At 63.6% G+C, this 10,782-nt stretch carries 13 protein-coding genes; 5 read left to right on the top strand and 8 right to left on the bottom strand.

Annotated elements, in window-relative coordinates; genetic code table 11:
* From rsmH to ACX2DJ_RS05985, 6 genes are all read right to left on the bottom strand, one after another.
* On the bottom strand, positions 1-960 hold the full coding sequence (gene rsmH / locus ACX2DJ_RS06010; protein ID WP_462571541.1) for a 16S rRNA (cytosine(1402)-N(4))-methyltransferase RsmH: 960 nt from the start codon (positions 958-960) through the stop codon (positions 1-3).
* Positions 957-1,454: a division/cell wall cluster transcriptional repressor MraZ gene (locus ACX2DJ_RS06005; protein ID WP_462571539.1), complete on the bottom strand. Its 498-nt coding sequence runs from the start codon at positions 1,452-1,454 to the stop codon at positions 957-959. The genes rsmH and ACX2DJ_RS06005 overlap by 4 nt, the downstream gene beginning before the upstream one ends.
* A 414-nt stretch (positions 1,455-1,868) precedes the next feature.
* Entirely contained in the window at positions 1,869-2,666 is a 798-nt protein-coding gene (locus tag ACX2DJ_RS06000; protein ID WP_462571538.1) for a Gldg family protein, read from the bottom strand.
* Positions 2,641-3,024 (bottom strand): hypothetical protein, encoded by a 384-nt coding sequence (locus ACX2DJ_RS05995; protein WP_462571537.1) that lies wholly within the window; start codon positions 3,022-3,024, stop codon positions 2,641-2,643. The genes ACX2DJ_RS06000 and ACX2DJ_RS05995 overlap by 26 nt, the downstream gene beginning before the upstream one ends.
* A 72-nt stretch (positions 3,025-3,096) precedes the next feature.
* Entirely contained in the window at positions 3,097-4,101 is a 1,005-nt protein-coding gene (locus tag ACX2DJ_RS05990; RefSeq protein WP_462571536.1) for a cysteine synthase A, read from the bottom strand.
* 42 nt (positions 4,102-4,143) lie between these two features.
* Entirely contained in the window at positions 4,144-4,461 is a 318-nt protein-coding gene (locus tag ACX2DJ_RS05985) for a 2Fe-2S iron-sulfur cluster-binding protein (RefSeq protein ID WP_462571535.1), read from the bottom strand.
* Between the two features lie 103 nt (positions 4,462-4,564).
* On the opposite strand from ACX2DJ_RS05985, the gene ACX2DJ_RS05980 reads away from it, so the two are divergent.
* The 3 genes from ACX2DJ_RS05980 (at position 4,565) to ACX2DJ_RS05970 (ending at position 8,206) form a co-directional block, all read left to right on the top strand.
* The gene (locus tag ACX2DJ_RS05980; RefSeq protein WP_462571534.1) at positions 4,565-5,182 is read left to right on the top strand and encodes a DNA-3-methyladenine glycosylase family protein; all 618 of its coding nucleotides are present in this window, start codon (positions 4,565-4,567) and stop codon (positions 5,180-5,182) included.
* Between the two features lie 72 nt (positions 5,183-5,254).
* Positions 5,255-7,327, top strand: a complete 2,073-nt coding sequence (locus tag ACX2DJ_RS05975) for a S9 family peptidase (RefSeq protein ID WP_462571533.1) — start codon at positions 5,255-5,257, stop codon at positions 7,325-7,327.
* A 75-nt stretch (positions 7,328-7,402) separates the two neighbouring features.
* A complete protein-coding gene (locus ACX2DJ_RS05970) occupies positions 7,403-8,206 on the top strand; it encodes an SDR family oxidoreductase (protein ID WP_462571532.1) in 804 nt (267 codons plus the stop codon).
* A 10-nt stretch (positions 8,207-8,216) separates the two neighbouring features.
* Here the strand turns inward: ACX2DJ_RS05970 and ACX2DJ_RS05965 are convergent, their stop codons facing one another.
* Entirely contained in the window at positions 8,217-8,507 is a 291-nt protein-coding gene (locus tag ACX2DJ_RS05965; protein WP_462571531.1) for a 4a-hydroxytetrahydrobiopterin dehydratase, read from the bottom strand.
* A 63-nt stretch (positions 8,508-8,570) separates the two neighbouring features.
* On the opposite strand from ACX2DJ_RS05965, the gene ccmA reads away from it, so the two are divergent.
* Both ccmA and ACX2DJ_RS05955 read left to right on the top strand, forming a co-directional pair.
* On the top strand, positions 8,571-9,152 hold the full coding sequence (gene ccmA, locus ACX2DJ_RS05960) for a heme ABC exporter ATP-binding protein CcmA (RefSeq protein ID WP_462571530.1): 582 nt from the start codon (positions 8,571-8,573) through the stop codon (positions 9,150-9,152).
* Complete coding sequence (locus tag ACX2DJ_RS05955; RefSeq protein ID WP_462571529.1) at positions 9,149-9,802, top strand: heme exporter protein CcmB; 654 nt, start codon at positions 9,149-9,151, stop codon at positions 9,800-9,802. Before ccmA ends, ACX2DJ_RS05955 begins: the two co-directional genes overlap by 4 nt.
* Before the next feature lie 131 nt (positions 9,803-9,933).
* Here ACX2DJ_RS05955 and map read toward each other — a convergent pair whose 3' ends face one another.
* Positions 9,934-10,764, bottom strand: coding sequence for a type I methionyl aminopeptidase (map, locus tag ACX2DJ_RS05950; protein ID WP_462571528.1), 831 nt, complete (start codon positions 10,762-10,764; stop codon positions 9,934-9,936).
* Positions 10,765-10,782: the final 18 nt, after the last annotated feature.

The raw sequence follows: 10,782 nt of genomic DNA, 5'->3' as shown, positions 1-10,782 counted from the left end.
TCATGCGGCTTCCTTTCGCGCTGGAATCGCGCTGCGAACGGCGTGGCGCAGCGTGGAGGAGCGGGCGCGCGGATTGCGCGCGATCTCGGCGTCCGAGGGGCGGATCGCCTTGGAGATATGGGTAAAGATTGCGGGTTCCGCATTCGCTTCGGGCAGGTAGCGTGATCCGCCCCTGCCGCCGGCGGCATCGCGCAGGAAGTGCTTGACGATGCGATCTTCCAGGCTGTGGAAGCTTACTACCGCCAGCCTGCCGCCTGCGCGCAGTATGCATTCGGCAGCGTGGAGCCCTTCGCGCAATTCGTCCAGCTCGCCGTTCACATGGATGCGGACCGCCTGGAAACTGCGGGTGGCAGGATCCTTCTTGTCGCTCGGTTTGTAACCCAGCGCCTTGCGCACCACCCGGGCGAGATCGCCGGTCGTTTCAAGCGGGCGCGCCGCCACAATTGCACGGGCGACCCGGCGTGACTGGCGCTCTTCACCATATTCATAAAGCACGTCGGCGATGGTTTCGGCTTCAGCGGTGTTGAGGAAATCGGCCGCGCTTTCTCCTTCCTGGCTCATCCGCATGTCGAGCGGGCCATCAGACGAAAAGGCAAAGCCGCGCTCTGCCTGGTCGAGCTGCATCGAGGAGACGCCGATATCCATCGCCACCCCGTCAACTTGCGCGATTCCGGCCTCCGCCAGCGCGACTGCCATTTCGGAAAAGCGCCGCGGATGGAGCACGAGACGCGGAGGGGTAATTCGCGCCTCGGCCCATCCGCGGCCCTGCGCGATCGCATCCGGATCGCGGTCAAAGGCATGGACGGTTGCGCCGCGATCAAGCAGCGCGCGGGTGTAGCCACCCGCACCGAAAGTAGCATCGACGATCACATCGCCGGGCTGCGGATCGAGCGCGGCGATGACTTCATCAAGGAGAACGGGGATATGCGGGGCGTCGTTTTCTGGGGCGGCGGATCTCATTTCCGCGCCCCCTTGCCCTTGGCCTCAGCCTCGGCAACTAGATTGGCGCAGGCGGCTTGCGCAGCTTCCCATTGCCCGTCCATCTGCGCCAGTTCGGCAGGGTTCCAGATGGTGAAGAAGCGGCCAGCACCCTGGAAATAAAGCCCGTCATCGACCCGGCCGAGATTGCGCAAGTGCTCGGGCATGATGAAGCGGCCACTGTCATCGAAGGGAACCTGGGCGAAGCCGAACAACTGGTTGGCGCGCAGATCGCGGTCAAAATCCCGGCCGAGGCGCAGCGCGCGTTCTTCCTCGCGGTCAAGCTGGGTTTCCAGTTCGTCATTGCGCGAAAGGCCGAAGCCGACGAGGCAGTTCCAGCGGTCATGCTTGTCAAGGCAGAGCACGCGCCCGCCCGAGCTTTCCTTGACCGCCTTGCGGAAGGATGGAGGAAGGACAAAGCGGCCCTTGTCGCCAGCGGGCGAATAAGCCTGTCCACTGTAACCTCCGAAAGACACTTTCCCTCTCCGCCCTGTTCCCCAAACCCCTTCGCCCCGACAGACACAGCTTCCCCGCCGCCGCCAGCGCGTAACCGTGGGCGGCACGCTCACCTGAGAGGGAGCGCACAACGAAACATCATGTCTGATGGTCCTTGGACATATCGCGGGTGATGCGGGGATGGAAGGGATTTTTACGGGATTTCACGGGAAAAGATGGTAAACAATTGATTTACGATACAAAAATTCTTCATCGTCTTACCAGGGCATTTCGCCTTTTGCCCCAGGTCCGGCACGCAATTCCCTGTTTTCCAGCCAGATTCGGCCGCTTCGAGTCGTTTGCAGCCATGCTTTCCCGCAATTTCCCCATCGGGAGAGAACAGGTACCTAAAGCGACAGAGGAACGCACAGCTCCGCTGTCTGCCGACAGCAAGCCTACTCCAGCCCGAAAGCGACCAGATCGTTCATTTGCTGCTCCGCATCGCCGATTGGCCTGGCCAATTCAAACAGCGCGGCATCGGCCACGATGGTCACCCGGCCCGCACCCAACCGGCACTGGGCGGCAATGCCATTGCCCAGAACGCGGCAGTCACCGCGCGCTGCCAGATCATCTGGTGTTGCACCGTACGGCGGGTCCCGCGCAATCAGTTCTCCCGCCAGCGCTACCGGCAGAGTGCCCGAACCATAGTCCACCATCTGCACGGTCAGCGGCTGCAATTCGCGATATTGCATCGCCAGCCCCCAGCGGCCGATCACGGGCGGGATCAGCCCCACTGTCACCGGATGGCGCGGATCACCCAGCGGCACCGCATATTGGCCGGTCAGCATCGGATCGAGCGCGAACAGCAAATGCCCGCCGCCGCGCACCCATGCATCAAGCGCGGCATTGTCTTGCGGGCTGAGCCCGCGTGGCTGGACGATCAGCAGCCGCCGAAGCCCCGCCAGTGGCGGCTTCCCGCCCTGTCCGCCATCAGCGGCCAGCGCATCGAGCGGCATAATCTTGTAGTTCTGCTCCAGAGTGCGCCGCACCCACGGCAATTCGCCGCTGCCATCGATCATGGTGACCATGTCCGCGCCTTCGGGCCAATAAATCGGCAGACTGGTCATCAGCCCCACGGTCGGCCTGTCGGTGGGCCGCGTCGATTGCTGCCACGCCCACATCGCACCAGCCGCTGCCAGCACTAGCAGAAGACCTGCCAGTGCGAAGCTAAGACGATGTGCCGGCCGGGCCATTGCCTTGCTCGGGCACGATTGCGGGCTTCTGGGTAGGGGTTGGTTCCGCCGGAAGATCAGGCACCACCCCCGCATCGGCAAGCGGATCGCTGAGCGGCGTCGGCCCGGACGGCTGCACCGTGGGCGCCGCTTCGGGTACGGAGCGCTCTTCAGTCACGCGCGCACGATCCTGGATGATATTGGCCAGCCCCACCAACAGGACCATGGCGGCCAAGCCCGACAGCCCAACCTGCAGGCGCTGGACCGTCTGTTTCCGGTTCGCCGCCGTCAAGGCGTCAGCCGCATCACCATCGCTCGCGTCCGTTTCCGGTTCGTCGCCGCGCAGTTTGGGCAATTTGATAAGGTCACGCGTAGCCATGAATATCACGCTAGGGGAATGCGGCGCCCAGTCAATCGCCGGTTCAATCGCCGCATGGCCGGGACCGCCCGATTACAGCCATTCGAACACCGGCAGATTCTTCGAGCGCAGCCATTCAGCATTGTAGAGCGTGGAAAGATAGCGGAAGCCCGTGTCGCACAGGATGGTGGCGACCCGCGCATCCTTGCGCCCCTCTGCCACCAGCTTCCTGCCCAGCTCGACCGCGCCCGCGACATTGATGCCCGAGGAGAGGCCGAGACACAGCCCTTCCTCGCGCAGCAACCTGCCAACCCAGTGCAACCCCTCCTCGTCAGAGATGCGGTACTGGTCATCGATCGGCGCGCCTTCAAGATTGGCGGTGATCCGGCCCTGCCCGATCCCTTCGGCAACCGAAGAACCTTCCGCCTTGAGCTCGCCAGTGGCGTAGTAATTGTAGAGCGCGGCGCCATGTGGATCGGTCAGCGCGATACGGACATTTTCGTCGAACGCCTTCAGCCCCATGCCGACGCCCGCGATCGTGCCGCCTGTGCCAGCCGCGCAGGTGAAGCCATCAATCCGGCCTTCGAGCTGCTCCCAGAGCTCGGGCGCGGTGCCTTCGATATGCGCCTTGCGGTTGGCGATATTGTCAAACTGGTTGGCCCACACCGCGCCGGGCGTTTCCTCGGCCAAGCGGCGCGAAGTGTGCACGAAATGGCTGGGATCGGCGAACTTGGTCGGCGGCACCAGCACAAGCTCCGCGCCAAGCGCACGCAGCGTGTCCATCTTTTCCTTCGACTGGTTGTCCGGCATCACGATCACGGTCTTGTAACCGCGCGCATTGGCGACCAGCGCAATGCCGATGCCGGTATTGCCCGCCGTGCCTTCAACCACCGTGCCGCCCGGCTCGATCTCGCCGCGCGCCTCGGCGTCGCGGATGATATAGAGCGCCGCACGGTCTTTGACCGAAGAGCCCGGATTGGCGAATTCGCACTTGCCCCAGATTTCGCAGCCGGCCACCTGGCTTGGCCCCTTGAGCAGCACGAGCGGGGTGTGCCCGATCAGGTCGAGCGTCGAAGCATAAGGCTTGGTAATGTTCATGAAATGCGATCTAGGGCGTCCCACCCCTTCCCGCAATCAAGATCAATCTTCAGGCGCGATAGTAACCTTCAGCCCGTCAAGCGCATCGGTGAATGCGATCTGGCACGACAGGCGCGAATTTTCGGCGCGATGATCCGAGCTTTCGAGCAGGTCATCTTCATCCTCGCTCATCTCTGGCAGCTTGGCTACGAAAGCAGGATCGACCAGCACATGGCAGGTCGCACAGGAACAGCACCCGCCGCACAGTGCCAGCAGTTCGTCAAAGCCATTGTCGCGGATCGCCTCCATCACGGTCAGGCCATCTTCAACATCGATGGTTGATTCTTCACCTTCACGGTTGACGACTGTGAGCTTGGGCATGTTCAACTTTCTCTCTAGCCAGTTTGGCGCCGCAGCGCCCTATCAGTCTTTCGGGCGGGCTGCTAAGCGGTGGCGCACCAATTTGCAAGCAGGAGAAAAGGTAGTGGGACTGGGCGCCAGCGCCATCCGGAACGGACTCGACGAACTGGCCGGGCGCGACGCACGCATCGCGCGCGCGCTTGAGCGGGTCGGCTATCCCGAGCCGCGCATCCGCGAAACCGGCTACAAGACCCTGCTGCGCACCATCGTGGGCCAGCAGGTCTCGGTCGCTGCGGCAAGCAGTATGTGGAACAAGCTGGAAGCCGAGCTGGGCCCGGATTTTACCGCGGCCTGCCTGCTGAGCCGCGATTTCGACAGCTTGCGCGCCTGCGGCCTCTCGCGCCAGAAACAGGGTTATGCCCGGTCCTTGTGCGAGCTGGTGGCGGCTGGCGAGCTGGATTTCGATGCCTTGCCCGCTGACGATGAAGCGGCGATCGCCGAACTCACGCGGATCAAGGGCATCGGGCGCTGGTCAGCCGAGATTTACCTGTTGTTCGCAGAAGGCCGCACCGACATCTGGCCCGCTGGCGATCTGGCGGTGCAGGAAGGGGTCAGGCGGCTGCTCGATCTGCCCGAGCGCCCGGCCGAAAAGCCGACCCGCGAGCTGGCCGAAGCGTGGCGCCCGCATCGCGGCGCGATGGCGATATTCACCTGGCACTTTTACGCCAATCCGGCGTTGTAGAGGACTATTGCCAAGTGAAATCCAGTGTGTATTGTTCGCGCAATACACTCTTTGAGCCGGAGATGTTTTCCCATGACTAAGCGAAACCTGACACGCTGCCTTGTGACCACCGCTTTGGCAGGGGCAGCTTTTGCCATGCCCACCGCGGCCAGCGCAGATCATCACGCAACCAACGGAGCCACGATGCACCACCACCACGAAGCCGCCCCATTGATCCCGCGCGATGCCCTGTTCGGCAACCCCACCCGCGCTTCGGGCCAGATCAGCCCCGACGGCAAGTGGCTGAGCTGGCTGGCCCCCAAGGACGGCGTGCTCAACGTGTGGATGGCCCCGGTCGGCAATCCCGATGATGCCAAGGTCATGACCGATGCCAAGGATCGCCCGATCCGGCAGTATTTCTGGTCACCCGATTCGCAAAGCCTGCTCTATATCCAGGACAAGGGCGGCGATGAGAATTTCCTGCTCTACGGCGTCAATATTGCCAGCGGCACGGAAACCACCCTCACCCCGTTCGAGAACACCCGTGTGCAGGTGATTGGTGGTTCGGAGAGTATCCGCGACAAGATCCTGGTCGGGCTGAATAATCGCAACCCGCAATTCCATGACGTGCATTTGCTTGATCTCAACACCGGCACGCTCACCATGGTGCTGCAGAATGAAAGCTATGCCGGTTTCATGGCCGATGACACGCTGACCGTGCGCATGGCCATGCGCCAGAACGCCGAAGGCGGGACCGATTATTTCCGCGTGGTCGACAATGCCGTGGCAGCAGAGCCCTTTTCCTCCACCGGGATGGAAGACTCGCTCACCACCAACCCGGCCGGCTATACCAATGACGGATCGATCCTTTACTGGCTCGACAGCCGCGGTCGCAACACGGCGGCGCTCTATGCCGAGGATGTCGCCAGCGGCGAACGCACGCTGGTCGCCCAGAATGACAAGGCCGATATCGGCGGCACCATGCGCGATCCCAAGACCGGCGTGATCGAGGCCTATTCGGCCGAATATCTCACCACCGAATGGACCGCGATCGCCCCCGACATCGCTGCCGCGCTCGAATTCCTGGACAGCAAGCTCGAGGGCGAATTCGGAGTCCAGTCGCGCACCGACGATGACAGCACATGGATCGTGTGGAACGATCCGCTGACCGCTCCCAGCGCGACCTATATCTATGACCGCACCAAGGGCACGCTCGAGCATTTCTATACCACCAGGCCCGAGCTTGAAGGCGCGCCATTGCAGCCGATGCAGCCGGTCGAGATTGCCAGCCGCGACGGGCTGACCCTGCCTTCCTATCTCACCCTGCCGCCGGGCAGCGATGCCGATGGCAATGGCAGGCCCGATAAAGCGGTGCCGATGGTGCTGTTCGTCCATGGCGGCCCCTGGGCGCGCGATTCCTACGGCTTCAACACGGTTCACCAGTTGCTGGCCAATCGCGGCTATGCCGTGCTCTCGGTCAACTATCGCGGATCGACCGGGTTCGGGAAGGACTTCCTCAACGCCGCCAATCTGCAATGGGGCCTGAAGATGCATGACGATCTGATCGACGCCACCAACTGGGCGATCGACCAGGGCATCACCGGCAAGGACCAGGTCGCGATCATGGGCGGTTCCTATGGCGGCTATGCCACGCTGGCGGGGCTTGCCTTCACGCCCGAGACATTCGCCTGCGGGGTCGACATCGTCGGCCCGTCCAACCTCGAGACCCTGCTTTCCACCATCCCGCCCTATTGGGCGCCGCTGGTGAAGGTGTTCCACACCCGCATGGGTGACCCCAATACCGAAGAGGGGCTGGCACTGCTCAAGGCGGCAAGCCCGCTCTACAAGGCTGACCAGATCACCAAGCCGCTGCTGATCGCGCAGGGCGCCAATGACCCGCGCGTGAAGCAGGCCGAAAGCGACCAGATCGTGGGCGCGATGAAGGCGGCCGGGATCCCGGTCACTTATGTGCTCTATCCCGATGAAGGCCACGGCTTTGCCAAGCCGACCAACAACATCGCCTTTTTCGGTATCGCCGAGAACTTCCTGAGCGAATGCCTGGGCGGGCGGGCAGAGCCGCTGGGCGATGTGCTGAAGCCTTCGACCACTCAAATTCTCGAAGGCGCCGAGCATGTGAAGGGGCTGGAAGCTGCAATCGGCAGCTGACATCAATGTAAATAGCTGACAAACACGCCGCGTGAGGTTACCTCCTCACGCGGTTTGTTTTTGGGAGAGCGCAACGTGAGCGAACGCAGGTCAATCTTCATCACCGGCGGTGGATCGGGCATCGGGCGGGCGGTAGCGGTCTATTTCGCCGAGCGCGGCTGGTTCGTCGGCGTGGCCGACATCAACGAGCAGGGGATGCAGGATACACTTGGCCTGATCGAAGGCGGCTTCAAATATGCCCACAAGCTCGACGTGCGTGACCGCGCGGCATGGGACGCGGCGCTCGCGGCCTTCTCAACCGCAGCAGGCGGGCGGATCGATGTGGTGTTCAACAATGCAGGCGTGGGACACGGCGGGCCGCTCGCGCAGCAACCGGACGAGGAGATCGAGCGGGTGCTCGATATCAATGTGAAGGGCGTGCTCTATGGCGCGCAGGCAGCCTATCCGCATCTGAAGAAAACCGCGCCGGGATCGGCGCTGATCAACACTGCCAGCCTGGCGGGCATCATCGGCGCGCCCAACATGTCGGTCTATTGCGCCAGCAAATGGGCGGTGCGCGGCCTGACGCGCAGCCTCGATGCGGAATGGGCAGGTGACGGGATCAAGGTCGCGGCGCTGTGCCCCGGCTTTATCGACACACCGATCATCGAGCAGACCGCGAAGGAATCGAACCGCACCGTGAAGGAAGGCCTGATCGAGGCCGGGGTGGAAGTTTCGCCCGTATCCGCCGTGCCCAAAGTGGTGTGGGACGCAGTGCATGGCGACAGGCTTGATTATACCGTGGGCAAGATGGCCAGCCGTTTGCAGTTCCTCTCACGCTTCCTGCCCGGCAAGGTGCGCAAGGAAATGCGCAATCAGGGCGTGGGCGCGGAACTCTAAAGCCCCAAAGTCAGATCAGCGCGTCGATCGCCGCAGCCATCACTGCATCGCGTTCCGACAAGCCATCCGCGTCATGCGTGGTGAGCGTGATCTCGACCCGGTTGTAGACGTTGAACCATTCGGGGTGGTGGTCATGCGCCTCGGCCAGCAGCGCCACCCGGTTCATGAAGCCCCAGGCCTCGCTGAAATTCGCGAACTTGAAGCTCCGCTCGATCGCCTTGCCGCCGCGCGCGATCGACCAGTGGGGATGCGCGGCGAGCAGCGTATCGCATTCGGCATCGGTGAGTTGGGGAACTGACATGCGGCTTCTCCTCTTGGCGCATCTGCTTGTTCGTGCACATCCTTTCGCCTAACGCTGCAAGTGATGCAAGCACACCTCGCCGCAACTGACCTTGCCTGCCGAAGGGGCGAGCGCCTGCTGTTCCGCGGGCTTTCGCTGTCGCTGGGGTCGGGGGAAGTGCTGCATGTCACAGGCGAAAACGGCACCGGGAAAACCAGCCTGCTGCGTATTCTGGCGGGATTGCTCAGCCCCTTTGCAGGCGATGTGTCGCATGAAGGCGGCATCGGCATGCTGGATGAGCGGCCCGCGCTCGATCCGGACCAGCCGCTGGGTAAGGCGCTGCGCTTCTGGCAGCAGGTCGATGGCTGCGATGATGCGTCAGCAGCGTTATCGGCGATGGAGCTTGATGCGCTGCTCGAAGTGCCGGTGCGTTATCTCTCGACCGGTCAGCGCAAGCGCGCGGCGATGGCGCGGCTGATAGGCCAGAATGCGCCGATCTGGCTGCTTGACGAGCCGCTGAGCGGGCTTGATGTTTCCTCGCAGGCGCGCATTGCCGAAACCGTCAGCGCGCATGCCGCAGCGGGCGGGATCGTGGTGCTCGCTTCGCACCAGCCGCTAATGGTCGAGCGACTGACCATGTTTGCGCTAGCGGAGTTCATCCCGTGATCTGGCCGCTGCTCAAGCGCGATCTGGCGCGGTTGATGCCCTTTGCGGGCGGCGGCGGCGCTGCATTGCCGCTACTGTTCTTCCTCGCCATCGCCATGCTCTATCCCTTCGCGGTGGGCCCGGACGCGCCGCTGCTCGCGCGCACCGGCGGCGGCGTGCTGTGGATCGCGGCGCTGCTCGCGGCGATCCTGCCGCTCGACCGGCTGGTGCTGCCCGATATCGAGCTGGGCCTGTTCGATCAGCTGAAACTGCGCGGCGTTACCGAGGAGCTGGTGATGGCGGTGCGCCTGCTCGCGCATTGGCTCAGCTTCGGGCCGCTGCTGATGCTGGCATGCTTTCCGGCCGCGGCGCTGCTCAAGCTGGAGGGCGAGACGCTGCGCCTGCTGCTGCTGGGCCTGCTCGCGGGCACGCCGGGGCTGGCGGCGGTCGGCCTCATGATCGCCGCGCTGACGGCGGGGCTGCGCGCGGGCGCGGCGCTCTCGGGCCTGCTGCTGATCCCGCTCGCGCTGCCGATCCTGATCTTCGGCGCGGGCGCACTCGAACGCGGCGATCCCGCCACGCTGGGCTTTGCCGCCGCGATCAGCCTGCTGCTGGCGGCGATCACGCCCTTCGCTGCGGGCGCTGCGATCCGGGCGGGACGAGAGGGGTAATTACCTTCGTCATTGCGAGGAGCCCCGAACTCGCTTCGGGACGACGCGGCAATCCATCGACCAGCCGTTTCATGCACTTGCGAGGTCAGAAGCTGGATTGCCGCGTCGGCTACGCCTCCTCGCAATGACGATCAGGAATAAGGCGGCTTATCCAGCCCCTTGGGGCTTTTGGTGAAGATCTCCACCCCGTTCTCGGTAATGCCGATCGAGTGTTCGAACTGCGCGCTCAATGATTTGTCGCGGGTCACTGCGGTCCAACCGTCGCTCAGCACCTTGGCCCAGGGCTTGCCCGCGTTGATCATCGGCTCGATGGTGAAGAACATGCCCGGCCTCAGCTCCGGCCCGGTGCCTGCCCGCCCCGCATGCACAACCTCGGGCGCATCATGGAACAGGCGCCCCAGCCCGTGCCCGCAGAATTCGCGCACCACGCCGTAGCGATACTGATGCGCATGCGCCTCGATCGCGGCGCCAATATCGCCCAGCCGCGCGCCGGGCTTCGATGCCGCCTCGATCCCCAGCATCAGGCATTCATAGGTCACATCGACCAGCCGCGTCGCCTTCAGCGGCGGATCGCCCGCATAATACATACGGCTGGTATCGCCGTGCCAGCCGTCCAGGAGCGGCGTGACATCGATATTGACGATGTCGCCATCCTTCAGTGCCTTGTCGCCCGGAATGCCGTGGCAGATCACATGGTTGATCGAGGTGCAGCAGCTGTGCGCATAGCCGCGATAACCCAGCGTTGCGGGCACTGCGCCCGCATCCAGCATCATGCCGCGGGCAAAATCGTCAATCTGTGCCGTGGTCACGCCCGGTTTCACGAAAGTCGTCAGCTCGTCGAGGATTTCGGCGGCGAGGCGCCCGGCCTTGCGCATCCCCTCGAACCCTTCCGGCCCGTGCAGCTTGATCGTGCCGTCGCGATAGACGGTCTCGTTACCTTCGATGGTTTGGTACTGGTGCATGAATGTCCATTTAGCGAT

It is taken from the genome of Altererythrobacter chaiwopuensis (genome assembly GCF_054957755.1).
This window is presented reverse-complemented; position numbering and strand designations above follow the sequence as displayed.